At 44.9% G+C, this 20379-nt stretch carries 11 protein-coding genes; 3 read left to right on the forward strand and 8 right to left on the reverse strand.

Features of this window, described 5'->3' with window-relative positions:
• Nucleotides 1–329: 329 nt before the first annotated feature.
• Nucleotides 330–2093 carry a glycoside hydrolase family 2 protein gene (locus GC096_RS24320; protein ID WP_171633886.1) on the forward strand — a complete coding sequence of 588 codons (1764 nt, stop codon included), beginning with the start codon at nt 330–332 and terminating at the stop codon, nt 2091–2093.
• A 141-nt stretch (nt 2094–2234) separates the two neighbouring features.
• On the opposite strand, the gene GC096_RS24325 is transcribed toward GC096_RS24320, so the two are convergent.
• The 8 genes from GC096_RS24325 to GC096_RS24360 all read right to left on the reverse strand — a co-directional run bounded on the left by GC096_RS24325 (nt 2235) and on the right by GC096_RS24360 (nt 19371).
• The gene (locus GC096_RS24325; protein WP_171633887.1) at nt 2235–3920 is read right to left on the reverse strand and encodes a DUF11 domain-containing protein; all 1686 of its coding nucleotides are present in this window, start codon (nt 3918–3920) and stop codon (nt 2235–2237) included.
• Nucleotides 3917–10636, reverse strand: a complete 6720-nt coding sequence (locus GC096_RS24330; protein ID WP_171633888.1) for a CLIPPER-2 domain-containing protein — start codon at nt 10634–10636, stop codon at nt 3917–3919. Before GC096_RS24330 ends, GC096_RS24325 begins: the two co-directional genes overlap by 4 nt.
• 126 nt (nt 10637–10762) lie before the next feature.
• On the reverse strand, nt 10763–11533 hold the full coding sequence (locus tag GC096_RS24335) for a methyltransferase domain-containing protein (RefSeq protein WP_171633889.1): 771 nt from the start codon (nt 11531–11533) through the stop codon (nt 10763–10765).
• A gap of 165 nt (nt 11534–11698) precedes the next feature.
• A complete protein-coding gene (locus tag GC096_RS24340; RefSeq protein ID WP_171633890.1) occupies nt 11699–12574 on the reverse strand; it encodes a carbohydrate ABC transporter permease in 876 nt (291 codons plus the stop codon).
• Between the two features lie 15 nt (nt 12575–12589).
• Nucleotides 12590–13519, reverse strand: coding sequence for an ABC transporter permease (locus tag GC096_RS24345; protein WP_171633891.1), 930 nt, complete (start codon nt 13517–13519; stop codon nt 12590–12592).
• 75 nt (nt 13520–13594) lie between these two features.
• Entirely contained in the window at nt 13595–15256 is a 1662-nt protein-coding gene (locus GC096_RS24350; RefSeq protein WP_171633892.1) for a type 2 periplasmic-binding domain-containing protein, read from the reverse strand.
• Nucleotides 15257–15606: 350 nt separating this feature from the next.
• The gene (locus GC096_RS24355) at nt 15607–17976 is read right to left on the reverse strand and encodes a helix-turn-helix domain-containing protein (RefSeq protein WP_171633893.1); all 2370 of its coding nucleotides are present in this window, start codon (nt 17974–17976) and stop codon (nt 15607–15609) included.
• Between the two features lie 129 nt (nt 17977–18105).
• Nucleotides 18106–19371, reverse strand: coding sequence for an MFS transporter (locus tag GC096_RS24360; RefSeq protein WP_171633894.1), 1266 nt, complete (start codon nt 19369–19371; stop codon nt 18106–18108).
• A 157-nt stretch (nt 19372–19528) separates the two neighbouring features.
• On the opposite strand from GC096_RS24360, the gene GC096_RS24365 reads away from it, so the two are divergent.
• Entirely contained in the window at nt 19529–19762 is a 234-nt protein-coding gene (locus GC096_RS24365) for a cold-inducible protein YdjO-related protein (RefSeq protein WP_056616791.1), read from the forward strand.
• Between the two features lie 145 nt (nt 19763–19907).
• A complete protein-coding gene (locus GC096_RS24370; RefSeq protein WP_171633895.1) occupies nt 19908–20351 on the forward strand; it encodes a DUF2663 family protein in 444 nt (147 codons plus the stop codon).
• Nucleotides 20352–20379: the final 28 nt, after the last annotated feature.

Consider the following 20379-nt stretch of genomic DNA (forward strand, 5'->3'; position numbering starts at 1 on the left):
TGGGTGGGGAGGTGGATAGTGATGAAATTTTGGGGGAGTGAGAAGGGGGGAGTATTAATAAGTAAGTAGTGAGCAGTAAGCAGTGAGCAGTAAGCAGTAAGCAGTAAGCAGTAAGCAGAGAGTAGTAAGAAGTGAGTAATGAGTAATGAGTAAGGTGAAGTGGGAGTAAGAAGTGAGGTTAGTGCCATTAGGTAAAACATTAGATTAACTTAAAAGTTAATTGAATAACATGTATTGACTTTGTTTTCGGGCGATTGCATAATAAGTTTAGGGATTATTACGTTATTTAGTTAACTTAAAAATTATCTAATTGGAGGTTTTCCTTTACAATGAGCAACCAACCGAGAGTTGAATATCCTAGACCGCAATTTGTACGAGATAGCTGGATCAACTTGAATGGAGAATGGCAGTTCGAGTTTGATGATGAATCCGTAGGAACAAAACAAAAATGGCATAAAGGCGAAAAATCGTTCTCGCAGACGATTCAAGTACCGTTCGCTTTTCAAAGTCAATTGAGCGGGATTGGAAGTAATGAATTCCACGATATCGTTTGGTACCGCCGCGAGCTCGAAATTCCGCAGTCGTTTGCCGGTAAACGGATTCTGCTTCATTTTGGTGCGGTGGATTACCTAGCATCGGTTTGGGTGAACGGCATTCTAGTAGCGACTCATGAAGGTGGTCATACGCCATTCCATGCGGATATTACGGAAGCGCTTCAAGCGGGCACGAATAAGCTTGTTGTGAAGGCTGTGGATTTTAGCAAAGACGTAACACTCCCTAGAGGAAAGCAGTATTGGAAAGCGGATTCCGCGAGTATTTTTTACACAAGAACTACTGGGATTTGGCAAACAGTTTGGATGGAAGCTGTTTCTGAGCATGCCTACTTAGATAAGGTGAAGATGACGCCAGACATCGATGCGAAGCAGATCGAAATCAGCTATGCAATCGAAGGTATTGATGCACTTTCGACATCCAAGTATCAGTTGAAGGTGGCGATATCTTTTAAAGGCGAGCTAGTTTCGGAAGATGTGTATGGGATTAGAAGCGGGACAGGTGCACGGAAGATACGTTTGAATGATTTTAATGATCATGGGCTTGGCGGATGGTGGACACCAGAGAAACCGAACTTATACGATGTTACTTTTACGCTGCTGGTCGATAATGAGGTTGAGGATGTTGTAGGAAGTTACTTTGGTATGCGCAAGGTTTCGATCGAGGATGGCAAATTGTGCTTGAATAATCGTCCTTATTTCCTGAAAATGGTGCTGGATCAAGGCTACTTCCCAGATGGAAACTTAACACCGCCGAGCGACGATGCGATTAAACAAGATGTTGAGCTTACCAAAGCGATGGGGTTCAATGGGGCTCGGAAGCATCAGAAGCTGGAGGATCCAAGATTCCTCTACTGGTGCGATGTGCTTGGGCTTGTAGTTTGGAGTGAAGCCGCAAATGCCTATGAGTATTCGGATAAATACGTAGGTCAATTCACGAAAGAATGGATCGCTTCGATGGAGCGGGATTACAATCACCCGTCCATTATTGCTTGGGTACCGCTCAATGAAAGCTGGGGTGTGCCGAACATTCAAATCGATAAACTGCAGCAGCAGCATGCTTTAACGATGTATCATTTGAGCAAATCGTTGGATCCGATGCGTCCTGTTATCTCGAATGATGGATGGGAGCTCGTGACGACCGATTTATTCGCCATTCATGATTATGAGTGGAGGGAAGAAGTCCTGAGCGAGCGTTACAGCTCCAAGGAAAAGGCCATTCATGCGATGCCGGCGAATCGGCGTTTGTTTGTAGAAGGGTTCCCTTATCAAAATCAGCCGATCCTGGTAACCGAATTTGGCGGGATTGCTTACAAGAAGAGTGAATGGGAAGGCTGGGGCTACTCCGGTGCAGATAACGACGAAGATTATGAGCAAAAGCTGCGTGCCGTCATTCGTCCTCTGCTGAACTCAGGCGTTGTGCAAGGCTACTGTTATACGCAATTGACGGATGTTGAACAGGAAATCAATGGGTTGCTAACCTATGATCGCAAGCCGAAAATCCCTGTGGAAATCATCAAAGCGATTAATGATCGAAATTAACAAACAAAGCCGAGGCTATTACAGCCTCGGCTTTGTTTGTTATGAAGTTCTAGGGGGGGCACGCAGTGCCGAGCCCGTGTAAGTCGAAAAAATCGACTTACAGCCCTGGAAGCGCCAACCGCCGCCGCCGCATCCTCTCAATTATTCCTCCGAATGATCAATTCGAATGACAATAACATTAGATAACACAGTCCCCGTATGAACGGGTTCATTGACTTGATATTGATACGTTGCCGCTACCCGCAGGGTGAGGCGTCTGACGTTGGAATGATGAATAATGGAAGCGTCATAGGTGATTTCAATCGTTGAACGAGGCTGTAGATTGCCTAGGAATACCGGTTGTTTCACATTCACTTGTTGGAGTGGAACGTCATTAATCTGCAGTGAACCGGGAATCAGTGTATTTAGCTGAGAAATCCAGTCATTCAGATACACTTGATTCGCAACCAAATTTCCAGTGTTGGCTATGAGTATTTGATAATGGATAATCGTACCAGGTTCGGCTTGATGAGGAGAAGCAGACAGCAAGATATCCATGATGGGCAGTAAGAGTTCAACGCTTACTAGATTGGATAACAATTGATTGGAGACTATGCGAGCGTCTGGCAGTCGGTAAATAAATGATACATGCGTTTGACCAATCAGCAGTCTCTGATCCAAGGAGATAGCAAACGAATTGACAGTGACTTGGAATTTCACAAGAAATGACGTATTAGGCTGCAACGTACCTATCGGGACGGAGCTGGGAAGTATCTTTTGGCTGTAAGGCACGCCATTAATAGTGAGGCTTCCAACGACATAGAAACTGCCTTCAGGAATGAAATCGGAAATCTGAACTTCTGTAGCCACATTGCCATGATTGGTGATTGTAAGGGTATATGCCAACGTATCCCCAAGAGTAGCCTGCGGTTCAAGCACGGATTCAATGACGGATAGGGCAGGATCGTACACGTGGAGTGATATCGAATTCGAAACGATCTTTCCTTTGTGCTCGCCATTAGCATACGTAAGGATGGCTGAATTGATGATGCAATGAGAGGCAGGGGCATGCATAATCGTCACTTGAAATTGAAGGCAAACTTCGGAATGCGCTGGGATCTCACCCAGTTTAATGCCATCGTTCGGATTAGCGGAAGGGTAACTAACCTCATTTATTTTGACACTTCCAGTTACAAAAGCAACGCCAGTTGGTAATTCATCTTTGAAAAAAGGATGATGTATGGGACAATCTTCGTCATTCGTTATCGTAAAATAAAAAGTTACGGAGTCACCCACATACGTGGATGTTGTGTTTGCTCGTTTGGTGAACCTTATTTTCGTTTCTTTGAACGGAATGATGACGGTGTTGGACTTCGAGCTACCTGAAACATCTCTACCTCCAGGTGTATGGAAGTAATATACGGTTGTTGCTTGATTCTTCAGTTGTCGGGTAGCAGGTTCCTCTAGAACAATGACTTGAAAGGTAACTTCAATGGTTTGGCATACTTGCACCTTCCCGAGCGGAATGCCTTGATCAGGTCGGGCCATAGGCAACGGGGTATTATCAACGATGACGCTGTTTGGAATAAAGGCAGTACCTTCAGGTATGTTGTCAAAAAGGGTAACTTGTGCATCCAAGTTACCCTTATTGGCGATCGTCAAGGTATAGGTGATGATCTGGCCTAGAACGGCCAGATGGGTGTTTGCCTTTTTGAGTACAGTAATGACCGGACCAACCACTGGCGTATCTACGATGTTGGAGTAAGAATGGCTGGTGGAGGTGCCTGAACTGAATCTTACGACAGATTGATTGATAAGGTGGTTCGAAGAGTGGGAGTCGGTCGTCATACGACCGTCACCTCGAACATAACTGTCACAGAAGAACCGGCAGGAATCGTGCCAATTGGAACCCCTGTGCTCGGATTCAGCGTTGGTTTAGATACGCCATCCACGGTTACACTGCCTGCAATAAAGACGGTTCCTGTTGGAATAGGGTCTGTTAATATGACGTTATTTACAGCTTCAATACCGCTATTGGTGACAATGATCGTGTACTGAATCGTGTCGCCAACAATCGCGTCGATGGCATTCGTGCTTTTCACAACCGTTACATTAGGTGCCGAGACAGGAATAATCAGTATATTGGAAAGGACGGTTCCTGATAACGGACGACCATCTGGCGGTGAGTACGTATAGTTCGCTGTTGCTTGGTTGGACAGAAGCTGAGGAGATGGCAGTGCATCAACCGTTACCTCCAGCGTAATTCTTACATCGACCGAAGCGCCTGGTGCAATGGTACCCGCGTTGATTCCAGTTGCTGGGTTTGCGCCTGGCTGAGTAACCCCGTTGATGATGACGCTGTTGGGAACAAAGGCGGTACCCGTAGGGATAGAGTCAAACACAATGGCATCAGCAGGAAGATTTCCAGCATTATGAAGCGTAAGGGAGTAAATGATCGTATCGCCTACTGTTGCGTTCGTTGTGTTCGCGCTTTTCAGAACCGAGATAATCGGTTGGTAAACCGGAATAATAACGGTGTTGGAGAAGGCAGATGCTGCGAAAGAGCCAGTTGTGAAGCTGACAGACGACTGATTAACTAATTGCTGGGAAGGTGGTAAGGCTGTTACGGTGACATTGAAGTTGACCGTTACCATGTTGCCAGGCAGAATGGAGCCCAGTGCAATGCCGTTCGTTGGGTTTGCATTGGGTGCTGCGACACCATTGATCGTGACGCTGCCAGGAATGAACGCAGTGAAAGCAGGAAGCTGATCAAAGAAGTGAACGTTATTGACGGTAGATATACCGCTATTCGCGATGGTAGCGGAATAAGTAATCGCATCGCCAACAACAGCATCGGTTGCTGTTGTTGATTTGACAACCGTGACGTTAGGAGCGGAAACAGGGATGTTCACGGTATTGGAATTGATTGTCCCCGTAAGTACACGACCATCAGGTGGAATAAAGGTGAAGTTGGCCGTTGCTACATTCGTTAGCAATTGCGGATTTGGTAAAGATACGATCACAACACCGAAGGTAACGATGTCGGTAGCTCCAGGCTGTGAGGTGAACGGTATGCCGACAGCAGGGTCTGCGCCTGGTTGTGTCATGCCATTCAAGACGACACTGTTCGTTTGGAACAGTGTACCATTCGGAATCGTGTCGACCAAGGAGACAGATGCAGGGTAATTCCCCGTATTCGTTACGTTGATAGTGTAAATAATCAAATCGCCAATCGTTGCGTTGGTCGTGCTAGAGCTCTTCACAGCAGCAAGAATCGGCTGATAAACAGGTGTAGTGATGGTATTGGAGAACGTAACCGCCGAGAAAGCACCTGATGTGAAGCTGACTGTTCCATAGTTATTCAATTGTGCAGGATTTGGCAAAGCAACGACCTGCACATTGAATGTAATGGTAACGGTAGCTCCCGCTGCAATCGTACCGAGCCCTATTCCTGCCACTGGATTCGGTGGAACGGGAGGTGTTGGCGCCCCAGTTATGACGACACTTCCAGGGACGAACACTTCCCCAGAAGGCAGTGGATCTGAGAACACGACGTTATTGATAGGAGCAATACCACTGTTAGTGATGACGAACGAATAAGGAATGATATCGTTCACGACAGCGTCTGTAACTGTCGTGCTTTTGACAATGATGACGTCAGGTGAAGAAACGGAAATAGTGACCGTATTCGAATTCGTACTGCGATTGAATGTGCGACCATCAGGCAGCATAAACGAATAGGCAGCTGTTGCGGTATTGGTTAAAAGTTGTGGGTTTGGCAGTGAATCGATAATGATGGAGAAACTGACGGGAACTGTCGTCCCAGGATTAACCGTACCGATGGAAAAACCTGTTGCTGGGTCTGCGCCCGGCCATGGCAGATTGCCAACAAATACGCTGTTCACAAGGAATGTCGTATTGGAAGGAATCGTATCCGTAATGAACACATCAGCTGCATAATTTCCTGTATTGGAGACGTTGAGGGTGTAAACGATGGTATCTCCGACCGTGGCATTCGTGCTGTTGGCACTTTTGAGTACACTAAGAATAGGTTGATAAATAGGTGTTGTAATGGTATTCGAAGTGGTTGTGCTAGAGAACGCGCCAGAAGTAAAACTGACTGCCGAGAAGTTACTGAATTGCGCAGGACTTGGCAATGAAGTAACGACCACATTGAAGGAAACGGTAACGGTTGCACCAGCATTAATCGTACCAAGAGTTACACCAGAAGCCGGATTCGGAGGCACGACAGGCGTAGGTGCACCGATGATAACAACACTTCCGGGAACAAAAGTGCCTCCTGTTGGGATTTGGTCAGAAAAGGATGCATTATTGATTGCGGTAATCCCGTTATTCGTAATGAGTGATGTGTAGGTGATCGTATCACCGATTGTTAACGCTGTGGATGTTGTGCTTTTGGCTACGGAAACATTTGGTGACGAAACGGGGAACGAAACCGTGTTGGAGGTAGACGTTCGTGTAACAATACGACCATCCGGTGGAATAAATGTGTAACTTGCCGTTCCCGTATTACTGATTATTTGTGGACTAGGCAGGGTGTTAATGATAACCGAGAAGGAAACTGTTTTGGAGCCGCCGGCTGCAATCGTTCCAGCATTAATACCAGCAACAGGATCAGCACCTGGCTGTGGTGTCCCATCTACGAGTGCACTATTCTGAACGAACGAGGTTCCAGCTGGAATCGTATCTGTTACGATGACGTCAGCTTGAAGATTCCCTGTATTCGTCACTAAAATACTGTATACAACGGTATCTCCAACTGTTGCATTCGCCGTATTGGCAGATTTGACCAATGTAATATTAGCTTGGATAACAGGCGTAACAACATTATTCGAAGAGGAAGATCCTGAGAATGTCCCAGATGTGAAGCTGACACTGGATTGGTTAATGATTTGTGGCGTTGGCATTGTGATTTTCACCTCAAATGTCACGGTAACCGGTGCATTGGGAGCCAGGGTACCGATTGGAATACCGGTGGACGGATTCGTGTTAGGCGAAGGTACGCCATTTACGATGACGCTTCCGGGAATGAATGAAGTGCTTACATCGGCAATGCTGGTCAAAATAACATTGTTGACGTTCGCAACACCTTGATTGGTGACAATAACGGTGTATCTAACCGTGTCACCTTGAATAGCTGTGCTCACATTAACAGTTTCCATCACCAAAACGTTAGGGGCAGATACGGGAATCGTGACCGTATTGGAGCTCCCTGATCCGGAGAGAGAACGGCCATCGGTGAGTGTAAATGTGTAGTTAGCTGTGCCCTGGTCCACTAATTGTTGCGGGTTAGGCAGCGACTCTACTGTCACCAAAAAGGAGACATTCCTAGTACCTCCTGCCGAAATGGTACCGATAGGGATGCCGCTTACAGGGTCAACGCCAGGCAATGGCGCGTTATCGACGCTAACACTGTTTACAAGAAAGGAACTGCCAGCAGGAATATTATCATAAATTGTAACAGTAGCCGCTTTACTTCCGGTGTTACGCACTTCAATCGTGTACGCAACGATGTCGCCAATAACCGCTATGGATTGACTAGCAGTCTTGGTGAGGGAAATGATCGGCTGTTCGATGTAGGTGATGACAGTGTTCGAAAAGGTTGCCCCAGAAAATGCGCCAGACGTGAAGCTGATACTCGCATGGTTTTCAGCCTGTGGCGGGTTGGGAACGGAAGTGACAGTTCCACGAAAAACGACATGAGAAGTGACGCCAGGATTCAGAGAACCTAACGTATAGCCAGCTGTGGGGTCTGCCGCAGGTTTGGAAACGCCATCTACTGTCACACTTCCAGGTAGGAAAGTAACACCAGTGGGAAGAGCATCATTGATCACCACATTGGTAACCTGAACAACACTATTGTTAAGGATATCGAGAGAATAAATAAGAACATCACCAATAGCTGCATAGGTTAGGTTCACGGTCTTATTGACTAATACATTGGGTGCGGAGGCAGGGATGTCGGTCGTGTTGGATGTGGAACTTCCAGACAATACACGCCCATCGGGTGGTTGATACGTGTAGTTGACGGAAGCGAGATTCGTGAGTCTTGGCGGCGATGGCAAGTTTTGCAAAACAACTTGGAAGGTAATTATTGTCGTTCCGGATGGAGCAAGTGAACCTACGACGATGCCCGTAGCAGGGTTTGAACCAGGGCTTGAGACGCCATTTATCGTAACACTGCCTGTTACAAACGAAGTTGATGCGGATATGGCATCCACGATCGTTGGTTGAACAGCGATATTACCTTGATTGCTAACCGTCAGTGTGTAGGTCAGAGTATCACCTACTGTGACGTTCGTTCTGTTCACGCTTTTGGCTATTGAGACTTGGGGTTGAAAAACAGGTGTTGTAATCGTATTGGTTAACGAAGTTCCGTTAAAGGTACCTGACGAGTAAGAGACTCCAGCCTGATTAGATAATTGTCCTGAGGGTGGTAATGAAACGACATTCACCTGAAAGGAGACGGTAGCAGAACTCCCAGCAGCAATCGATCCAACCCCAATCCCCCCGTCTGGAACAGCGCTTGGCTTCGAAATTCCACCGACAAGTACACTTCCTGGAACGAATACGGCGCCAGTTGGCAACGTATCTGTCAGCACAACATTGGTAACGCTCGCTACCCCTGAATTTGTGATCACAGTGTTGTATGTAAAGGTATCTCCAACGACAGCATCAATAACGGGCGTGCTTTTGACTGCACCCACGCTCGGTAATCGAACGGGAATTGTGAGTGTATTGGATTCTGCAGAGCCAGAAATCGTGCGGCCGTCTGGCGGTTGGAAGGTGTATGTACTATTCGCTTTATTAATAATTTGTGAGGGTGAAGGGAGTACGAGAATAAGAATATCGAAGGTAACCGTTGATGTTCCACCGGCGGCTACAGTCCCGATGTTGACACCTGTCACGGGATTCGCACCAGGGACAGTCACACCATTGACCTTGAAACTATTCGCAACATAGGAAGTCCCCTGAGGGATATTATCGGTGATGGTGACATTGGCTCCGATATTTCCTGTATTGGCGACTTGCAGTGTGTACGTGACGGTACTTCCCACAGAGCCATTGGCGGTGTTGGCGGATTTCACGATACCAATTTTTGGCGCATAAACCGGTGTAGTCACGGTATTCGACGGAATAACACCGCTGATAACGGAACCTCCAGCTACGCTTTGGAACGTAAAAGCGGCATTTGCCATATTCGCGATCTGTTGCGGTGTCGGAATACTAGTAACGGTAGCTTTGTATGTTACGGTAATCGAGGTACCGAAAGCAAGCGAGCCAAGTGGGGCACCGGCCGTAATATCATAAGTGGGTTTGGCAACTCCAGCTACCGTGACGCTTCCAGCCACGAAGGTGGATCCTGCGGGCAATGCATCGGACAAAACAATACTAGCTGCGCTGGCTGTTCCCGTGTTGCTTGTCGTAACACTATAGGTGATGGTATCCCCTAGGACGGATCCCGAAACATTGGCGCTTTTGGTGACATTAATTTTAGGTGCATTAATGTCGACCTGAATCCCATTTCCGTTCACTACATACGCGTCCCCTGAGGTCGTTAATTGCAGCACGGCTGAAGATTGATTGTTTATAAGGCGTGCAGATACATCAATGTTGGTAATATCCCAACCTTGTCGTCCGCCGCTAATATTGGTACCAGGTGCCCCATTGATTTGATTGGAACTTCCGAAAGTACCTGTAGTATTCAGGTTCCCTAAGTCATTATTGATTTGCGAGGCAAAGAAGTTAGCGGCAAAGTTGTTGGGTCCTGATAGTGCAACTAAGGAAGCGGTTGTCGGGCCGAATAGCGCTTGGTCCCCAGTTCGATTGGCATCTCCTTCCTGGGCGCTAAATAAGGCTCTGCCGCCTAGAGCACCCGTTACTGGTGTGGCGAATCCGGTAATTGTGGTATTGACTGGCGGAGATGTCGCTTGGACAAGGACAGCACCAACCCGCAGCGACATATTCCGAAATGGCAAACTGGTGTTCTGATAAATGACAGCGAGTGTCCAACCAGCATGATTGGCTGTAGAATCACCAGGAATTACGATGGTTCCAACGACATTTCCTGTTGTATAGGTACCAGCCATCCCTGATTGTATGAGCGTCGTGACGTTAGCGGATCTGACATATCCGAGTGCTCCGCCGCCTAAGTCGAATTCATTCTTGGTTGCATCGTCTGGCGTAATGGTGCTGGTTCCTGCTGGAGTGGTAAAGGTGACGGCATTGTTAATAAAAGCTGTTAAGTTAACCGTGCCATTCACATAGGTACCGCCCCAGATCAACTCCGCATACAAAATGGTACTGCCAGCAGGTAGATTTAAAATGGCGGAGGAGTTATTGAGCGTATAAAGACTGGTTGTTCCTGATGGATAAGTCCCATATTTAAGCGCTGTATTGGTCGTGATAAAAGCACCGATGCTGTCTTGTGTTCCCGGCACACCTTCCGTATTCGAGCGGCTTAGGCCAAGTGTATTTCCGGTGAACGTAATCGCGCCAGTTGCATTGAGTGTGGCCCTGACGACGAGAGCTATGATCGTCACCCCCTAGTATTCGTACCGTTCTTACTAAGAAGCGAGCAAACGGTGTGGTGATGGAAAGTAAAATAGGCCGATGGTCTTAAGATATGAGCCAGAACCTAAAACATGATCATCAGCGGATGAAAATTCTTACTTATGTGTGCTTGATTTCTTTTTAGCAGGTTGAGATGGTTTTTTGGAGGATTTCATAGTCTCATTCATAGCTGTGCTTGTATGAGAAAGCTTGCGCGTCAGGGGAGGGATGTCGATTTCTTCAGGGCGGTCTTCCGATTCAGGTGCTTGTTGACGTCGAAGTGAGGGAGTCCATTGGGGTTCGTCATATTTTTTTTGGCAAATGCGATTCCAATCATCGATTCGCATGTCATTCTTCACGACAACGAAATGATACATAATTTCACTAATCAGATTAGGTTGCACGTATTGCAACATATCTAATTCATCCTGTTCATATAACGTTGTTGAATACGGCGGTTCATAAAAGAATTCCATACGAATGAGGCGGTAATCAAATGGAACTATATGCTCAAGGTACTCAGGCACCGGGGGGCATATCGGACTGCCTGCTGGTTGAAGAAAGGTATTTGTTAAATAGCGAGGCGTATATTCATCAAATTTTTGCTTCAAATACGGATTAGACGCATGACGGAAATGATGAGCATAAGGTGAGAGAATACATACAATCGCTTTATGCGTACAAATCCGATAAAGCTCAGACAGGATAGCGAACAAATCAGTCACATAGGGAAGACTCCGACTAGCCATGACAAATTCCACGGAATTGTCGGGCAATGGAATGCCCTTATCGATATCGCATACTAAATCAACGCCTGGCAGCTGGGCGCGATCAATGCCGTAGAAGTTCAAATGCTTGTGGTGACCGCAACCAAGATCGATATGCAAATTGATTCCCCCTTACCAAGTATAAAAGTTCATCTGCCCTATAATGTATGTCCTGATTGCAAGGCAGACTCTGCGTCTGCCTAGCCAAGTGAAATATTGCTACCTGTGCCTAAGCGCAAAAAAAAAGCCGTCCCTCCAATTCGGAGCGGACGACGTTTGTGGTATTTACCCTTTGACAGCGCCAATCATGACGCCTTTCACAAAATACTTTTGAACGAACGGATAGAGGATCAGAATCGGTACAGAGGCAACCATGATGGTGGCATACTTAATCGTTTCCCCGATCTGAAACTGATCTGCCTGATTCGCACCAGTGGACATCATCTCGGTGTTATTCGCGATCAAAATTTCCCTGAGCGTGAGCTGCAGTGGATACAGATCACGATCTTTGAGGAAGATGGAAGCATAGAACCAGCCGTTCCACTTCTCAACCGCATAGTACAAGATCATAACGGCGATCACGGGCATGGAGAGTGGGATAATGATGCGGAATAGAATGACGAAATGGTTGGCACCATCCATTTTCGCCGACTCCTCCAGGCTTTCTGGAACCGCCATAAAGGCTGTGCGCATGATGATTAAGTTAAACGTGTTAACCGCGAAAGGTAAAATGGTCGCCCATAAGGAGTCAATTAAGCCAACGCCTTTCACAACGAGATACATGGGAATAAGTCCGCCGCTGAAAAACATAGTAAGCACGACGATGAACATAAAAATTTTGTTCCACATCACATTTTTCCGAGAAAGCACGTAGGCTCCTAAAGCAGTGACAATCAAATTGGTTGTAACCCCGAATACAAGAATAAACAACGTATTGCGGTAGCCTTTGAGAATAGCAGGATTATTAAATACGCTTTTGTAAGCTTCCAAGCTAAAACCAAGAGGTCGATACAGAAAACCCTTATGCGTGATGAGCTGTGCGCCGTCGCTGAAGGAAGAGAAGGTGACATAGATCATTGGATATAAGGTTACTATGACTAATAACAACAATAAGAGATGGTTAACGCTGATGAATATTCGATCTGAAAAGCTGATTCTCATCCTAGCTCCTCCTTCCTACCATAAGCTGTTTTCACTGATTCGTTTACTTATTTTGTTGGCTGTTATGAGTAAAACTAAATTGATTACGGAGTTGAACAAGCCAACGGAGGCAGAAAAGCTCCATCCAAACTCTTGTAAACCTTTCCTATAGACAAAGGATGAGATGACGTCAGCTGTATCGTAGGTACTCGGGTTGTAGAGCAAAATAATTTTCTCAAAGCCTACATTTAATAAATTCCCCATACGCAGAATGAACATGATTGAAATAGTAGGGAGAATACCTGGCAAGGTAATATGCCAAATCGACTTCAATCGTGTGGCCCCATCCATTTTGGCAGCTTCGTACTGCTCCTGATCAATCGACATTAGCGCAGCGAGATAAATAATCGATTCCCAACCAATTTTTTGCCAAATTTCCGATAAAATATATATGGTTCGAAACAGCTCAGGCTTCTGCAGCATCGCTGTATCATTCACGCCAAAATAAGTCATAAAGTTATTTATTAGTCCGCCATTGTTCGTGAAATCTTTAATCATCCCGGCAATGACGACAAGAGAGATAAAGTAAGGCATATAAGTAACCGTTTGCACAAAGCGTTGGAATTTCTTATTTGTCAGCTCGTTAATTAGAATGGCCAAGATAATAGGAGCAGGGAATTCAAAACATAACGAATAGAGAGAAATGATGATCGTATTTTTCAGGATACGCCAGAAGTAATAGCTGGTAAAGAAATCTTGAAAGTTCTGAAACCCAATCCACGGACTACCGAAAACGCCTTTGATCGGGGTGTATTCTTTGAAAGCAATTAGGGCTCCATACATCGGCGCATAATGGAAAGTAAAGTAGTAAGCCAGTACGGGAACCATCATGAGGTATAAATATTTATTCAAAATAAAATCGCGTTTAAAGCGAACGGAAAAGCTAGCCTCCGCTGGTTTACGCATAATATCTCTCCTTTCGCCGCAGATATTAAAGGCATGGAGGGAGGAGCTAGTGCTCCTCGCCCCATGTGGGAGTTCTTATCTTTTGTTGAAACGATCAAGAGAAGCTTTCTTGATTTCAATCGCACGGCTCAATTTCACATTTTTGAATTTCTCAACATATTTGTCGAAGCTGTCTACAGGCTCTGTGCCTAAAATAATTTTCAATGTCATTTCATCCACGAGTGTATCGAGATCTGTCATGATTTTTGCAAGCTCTGTACTTTCTTCTGGTGTAGCTGTGATCGGTGGCAATTTGTGCTTATCTACATCGGTTTTGGACCAAGTTGATACTGCATCACGTTGCGTTTGCAAAGCTAAATATTGTTCAATATAACGTTTATCTTGGACAAATGGACCGTTGTAGTTACCGCGGATATAGAGGGACAACGCTTGTGCAGGAGCCAGTTTATCCGGGTTGTTCATCAAGAGATCCGTGTACTTCGGATAATTGTTTTCCATTTTGTAGGAAGTGCCTTCTGTTCCGAAGTTGAAGTACATGTGACCTGCATCCGAATAACCATAGTCAAGCAATTTAGCAGCAGTTTCAATATTTTTAGAAGAAGCTGTGATCGCAACAGATCCACCTGGCGCATTTGCAGGGTCTTTTTGACCGTAGAATGGAACGTCGCCTTTGTTGATTACAGGATATGGGGCACCGATGAGCACACCCTTAGGATCCTTAGCCGTAATGAGTGGCTGCCATTTACCGATACCACCGCCGGCATTCTGTACCGTTACACCAGTTGCACCAGAAGCCATGTTGGCATCCAAAGCTTTACCATCTGCTGTAGCAAAGTTCTTATCAATTAAACCCTCCGCATACCATTTGTGCAGCGTAGCGAGATAATCTTTGAAGCCTTTCTCAGCCGGACCAAATTTAATCGCGCCATTGTCAAGGTAGAAATCACGCACGACACCGAAAGCACCAGCGAAGGCGCCGCCACCTGATTCATTGAAAGGTCTAGGAACACTGACGACGGAGAAGGCTGCTGTAGCTCCTTTTTTCTCTTTGAACGCTTTCAGTGTTGTATACCACTCATCAATGGTTTGCGGGACAGGCAGGCCTAGATCATCCAACCAATCTTTTCGTATAATCGGTCCTTGGAAGACTCGTAAATAATCGTCGCCGCGGATGAAAGGGAACATATAGTAACTGCCGTTATCTGTTTTGACTTGTTTATCTACATCAGGATGCTCTTTGAGATATTTCTTCAAATTAGGGGCAAATTTATCAATCGTATCGTTTAATTTCAAAATATATCCATCTTTAATGGCTTTTTCAGGGCCGCCTGGGAAATCCCCTTGCCAGTTATATTCGATCATGTCTGGCAGATCGCCAGTTGCTAACAGAACATTCAGTGATTGTTTCGCTTGGTTCGTTGGTGGCGCTATGAATTTTAGCGGAACACCCGTGACCTTTTGCCAATTTTGAAAGAAAGGAATGTCGGCATGCGTAGCTTTTACCCCAGTTACGTTGCCTGGCAGCTCACCCCAGTACGTTAAGGTTTTGTCTGTTTTAAGCGGATACGTTACAGCGGCTCCTGCTGCTGCACTCGGTGCTGTCGTCGTCGTTGTTCCCGTAGAAGCAGCGGGACTCGGGGAAGGTGATGAAGAGTTGGAGGAACAGGCAACAACTAAGCTTCCCATTAATGATGTGGTAACTAACATAGTGAACATTTTTTTTCTGTTTGTTTGCATGGAATGACCTCCTAAAATTTTTTCGCCATAAGATCTGGCTTCGAAAAAGGGTGTTGCTTTTTCGCCAAAATGTAAGCTGGCTTGTGAGACTAACGAAACATTTTGCCTCAAATATTAGCTTTGGAAGTCTAGCGGCAAGGTTGCTTGTGCTATGACCTAACTATATGATAGCGCTTACAAATTGAATATCTTGAATACCTCCAATGGCTTCTTGAAAAATCGTGATATGTTCTTCAATTTATCCAATTCCTTCATGAAAAAAGACAATTTAAGGCTTTATAGCCCATTTATTAGGATGAAAATAGCGATTTGAATGCAAAAGGGGCAGCCTGCAGCCACCCCTCTATGCCTTATTCATCAAGCATTTCTTTATATTTACCTGGTGTAATACCTTCTACTTTTTTGAAAACACGGATAAAAGCGTTAATATCATTGAAGCCTACGCCGTAAGCTGCATCTCCAACGGATTGTTCGTTCCCTTTGAGCAGCTGTTTGGACTTCTCGATCCTCACTTTATTGATCCGATCCAACAATCCTTCACCTGCGTAGTCCTTGAAAATCTTAGATAAATAAGTCGCTTTCCGGTCAAAATGATTGCCGATCATCGTCACATTCAAATTGACATCGGTATAATTATGCTCAATGTACATGTTGACTTGCTCGACAAGCTGCTGCAGCGCTTTCTGTTTGGCCAACGAGTTCGCATGCACACGTTTGGCTGCTGTAAACGCGCAGATTTGAGTGAACATGTCCCCTAACTGCAATTCCATATCTTCTACGTTTTTACTGTTCAGCAGGCGATCCAGCTGCTTGGGATTACGAATGAAAAAGCTCTCCTGGATGCCTCCGGTTTCATTAATGCTCTTCATGATTGTAGTGACTAATCCCATCATGAGACACTTGGTGAGGGAAACAGAAATGCCAGCGCCTTCAAAATTTTTCTGCATAATCTCACTGAGTAGTTGTTTAGCTTCTGTAAGCTCCCCGAATTTCAAAGCATTGAGCAACTGCTGCTCAATCTGCATCGGGTAATAATAGCCATTCGTATTATACCAATATTTATGTTCATGGAGATCGTTATAAGCAAGGATTTCGTGACCGCCCATGACGAGTTTGTAGGTCATCGCGTCGAGAGCTTCCAAGAAAGCTTGTGGCACAGACGCTATGTGTGGATAAATGCTACTGATCGCAATGGTCAGATGAATATCATAGGTGGAAGCAAGGAACGATTGCGCCTCGTCAGCGATTCGAATCAATTCTTCTTTGGAGCTCTCGCTATCGTCCACCGTCAAATTCACTAGACAGGCAAGTGTATCATCAATTTCAGTTGCATAGCCGCGGTGGCGTTGGGCTACTAACTCTTCAACCACATTGCTTACAATGAATTGAAGCAGTTTCCACTTCTCTTCATCCGGGGTGTGCGTAATTCGTTCGAAAAAGGCCTCACTCTTATCGATAACGAATAGCATGACGGCAAATTCTTTACGGTCCAGCTTCATATCGAATGTCGTAAGCGCCTCGGCAATTGGGATTTTCCCATCCAGCTTGCCCCGCAATAGCTTTTCGACGAAATGAGATCGAACGATATGTCGATGCTGCTCCACTTTGCTTTTGAAATCAGCCATTTCGATTAACGTACTGTCCAAGGCTTCTTGAATGAACAGAAACTCATTGTATTTTTTGCCGGAATCGGGAATCTGTTTCTTAGAAAAGGCATGAACCAACCGTCGAACTGGATTGTAATTTCTACGTAAGAAAAAGAAGGTTAAAATTCCTCCGCCCAATAGGCTGATCAACATGCTTAAATAGGTCAAATTACGAACATGTGAAGCCTTTTGCCAATACGTTTGACTAGGCACGATGGAGATATATTTTAGCTTGGAGCGCGGCGATTGAATAGTAAAGACTTCATATTCCTCACCATCATTGCTTTTAAAATAAAAATTTTTCCCATTATCCAAGTCCCCATAAGGAAAATCGACAGGCATCGTACTGGAGGAGTTAGCAGCGAGAACTTGATTTTGTTCATTGAGTATGAGTACATGACCATTATTGAAGATTTCCATGTTCTGAATGGCGCCGAGAATACGCGTTTGATCAACCATGATCACGTTAGTGGCAGTAGGCTGATCGTGTTCCATTGGATATGTACTCACATAGGCGACTGTTTTCCGCAAGATATTATCGTCACCAATACGATACATAGGGATAAATCCTTTGAAATTGTTGCGTGTCATAATCGATTGCCAGGAAGTAAAGGGGAAATTATCACTCATATGCAAGGTTTGGTAGGCAAATATGCTTGAGCGAACGGTGGTTGGTAAAATGACAGATTGATCTTTATTGAAATAAATATAAAAATTATCAATTAAGGGATAAGAGGTTTTGTAAATAGACAAACTCTTTGCAATCTGATACATATCATAGGGTTTATCTTTCGGATAGATTTCATATTTATTCGAATAGAGCAACTCTTGCACATTCACATTCCATGTGATCTCAAAATTGAGCTGTTCCATTGCTTTGAATTGGTTGTCCATGACTTCGCGGACTTGCTTGAGCAAAGAATCATTTGCTTGTTGAATTTCTTCCTTTAACGTACGGTTGGACTCTACATAAAGTAGAAGACCAATCACGACAGGAAGCAGGAGGATGACAATATAGGAAATTAACCAGGTTAAGACGATACTTTGTCCATTAAAGATGAGCTTTTTCCGCATAGGTAAGGCCCCCTTGGCATTCTACTTGTCATATGAGCACTGAGAAGTAGGTAATGAATGCGCTCTCATTCTATTGTATTTCCTTTCCTCCGTCTACGTCAACGAGGGAAAGGAGCTTTTTTCGGTGGTTTATTCTAGCGTTTTAAAACGCTGCTTGCCAAAGAAAAAATAAAATAAAAATGAAATCACCGAATACACGACGGCTGTGATGCAAAAGGCGTATGCATATCCGTAATAACTGCCATAACGGAAGACGAGGCCTGTACTAATCGGTGAGGCGATAAACCAACCGAGGTTGAATACCGCCTCGCCGGAACTTGAGGCAAGCCCGCGAAGCGAGCGGTGGACATAACTCATTTTGATCGAATTGTAAAAAGGATTGGCTGCGTTCATGAGTGCCTGGCGGAAGAGATAGCCACCGGACGATAAATAAAGGTTAGCTGAAAAAGCGGTGATGAGCAGAAAAGGAATCGAACTCAACTGCAGATAGACGACTGATTTCACTTCACCATAACGCTTGGCAATCATGGGCCCAATTAAGAAGGCAACGCCCGTAGCTGCTTGTCCTAAGGCAACGATGATACCAATTGCGGATTTCGATGCCTCAAAGCGATCCTCAAAATACACATTGAGATAGGGAACAATCATTCCGCCGCCCAGTGAAGAGAGTAAACCAAGCAAACAGAAGATGGCGATGACTTGAATAGACGTTTTGTGTTCACGCCAAGTGGCTTTCCAGCTCAACGATTCCCGGTGCGGTGTATTTTCTTCTTTCTCGAGATCACTTTTTTCAAAAAGAGACATGGGAATGACACCGAGTGCTGCGATGGCAACTCCAATGAGCAAGGTATAACGTAAGCTATGTATTTCATCAAAACCAATTAAGAATTGGAAGAAATCACAAAGCACACCACCGATTGCAATGCCAATGACATTGGCCAGCATAACCAAAGCCATATTGAGGGAAAAGAGATGAACCCGCTGCTGAGGCGTTGAGTTATTAGCCATGAAAGGCAGAATCGTCGCGGAGACGACGGCTAACGCCATGCCACCTAAGAAAGCAGAAATCAGCATGCCTTCATGAAGTTGAATGAGTGAGCGTGCGGTCAGTGCGGCAATTGTAAAAATAAGACCGAAAGAAATGACGCGCTTCGGACCGAAGCGATCGTTCATGATGCCCGCCGGGATGAGGATGATGGCTGCGGCCAATGCTGTCATCCCTACAATGCTGCCTACCATCGTTTGCTCGTAGCCCAAGCTTCTTACATAGAGGTTGTACACAAGCCCAAACATGCTAATGCCCAAGTTCCAAACAAAATTAAACCAGAAAAATAGCTTAATATTTCGGCTATAGCCTTCGAGTTGAAGCTTCCATTCACGTAGTAAATTGATCATGCGATATTCCTGCCTTTGTATTTTGTGTCTAAATTGCAATCGCTTTGTCTATTCTACCACTGGTAAATACATTTGAACACGGGAAACACTTGATATTAGTTCCGATCTGTATAATAATAAGTAGTCTAATCTACGAAGCAGGGAGCACATAATTGAAATGTCTACAACAACGAGTATTGTAACGGAAGAACAGAAACCGGAAGTTGAACAGATTGAGATTTGGAAATGTAAAGCAACAGAATGTAAAGCTTGGGTTCGCAAAGAATTCGTAACGGAAGCTTTACCAACTTGCCCGCTTTGTAAAACACAGATGGTACGCAGCTACAAGCATGTACCGGTAGCAGCTAAAAAAGGAAATAAAAAGTTTCTTGTAGGAAAGAAACGGTTTTAATTGGAATTATTGCAAATTTTCCGCTAAATAACAGGTCAAGATCAAGAGCATCTTCAGCGAGGCGTGAAGAGTGATGCTCTTGGTCTTTTTTTTATGGAAAGAATAGCCCTAGACAAGCATAGCATGGTAACGAGGGGGAGATGCTGTGCTTGGGCCTAAGATAAATGTGAGTGAAGATACAGAAGTCATGTTGAAAGAGTTGCAGGACCGTAAGATGAAATGGGACAATATGAAAAAGAGGCAACCCATTCTATCGATCGCGACAGGAGCTATTTTACTCATCGTCATTTATATGTTATATCGACAAGTCATCGTACGTTCGAGCGGTAACGCCATCATGATATTGGATTTACTTATTTCGAATAAACTGTTATGCGGCTTGTTGCTCGCATGTATTACGCTGTTTCTGTATGCTTCTAATCGGTCGCGTGAGACGGAGAAAGCGAAGGGTAAATATGAAGATTTACGTATAGAAGCGATTGAACGTTTGGAAGCTTCCTGGTTGAAAGATGTGAAGTCAGAAGCAAGGGATCAAATTTCGAGCTTCCTTTCCAAGGAACATGATATTAATATAGTCTATAAGAATTGATTTGATAGAGTAGGGGAGCGCGGAATAC

This window comes from Paenibacillus plantarum, assembly GCF_013141695.1.
Classification (GTDB): domain Bacteria; phylum Bacillota; class Bacilli; order Paenibacillales; family NBRC-103111; genus Paenibacillus_E; species Paenibacillus_E plantarum.

Coding starts and splice junctions, on each gene's coding strand:
- GC096_RS24350 (WP_171633892.1), bottom strand. CDS start 15,256: ATGCAAACAAACAGAAAAAAAATGTTCACTATGTTAGTTACCACATCA.
- GC096_RS24365 (WP_056616791.1), top strand. CDS start 19,529: ATGTCTACAACAACGAGTATTGTAACGGAAGAACAGAAACCGGAAGTT.
- GC096_RS24325 (WP_171633887.1), bottom strand. CDS start 3,920: ATGACGACCGACTCCCACTCTTCGAACCACCTTATCAATCAATCTGTC.
- GC096_RS24340 (WP_171633890.1), bottom strand. CDS start 12,574: ATGAGAATCAGCTTTTCAGATCGAATATTCATCAGCGTTAACCATCTC.
- GC096_RS24320 (WP_171633886.1), top strand. CDS start 330: ATGAGCAACCAACCGAGAGTTGAATATCCTAGACCGCAATTTGTACGA.
- GC096_RS24345 (WP_171633891.1), bottom strand. CDS start 13,519: ATGCGTAAACCAGCGGAGGCTAGCTTTTCCGTTCGCTTTAAACGCGAT.
- GC096_RS24355 (WP_171633893.1), bottom strand. CDS start 17,976: ATGCGGAAAAAGCTCATCTTTAATGGACAAAGTATCGTCTTAACCTGG.
- GC096_RS24360 (WP_171633894.1), bottom strand. CDS start 19,371: ATGATCAATTTACTACGTGAATGGAAGCTTCAACTCGAAGGCTATAGC.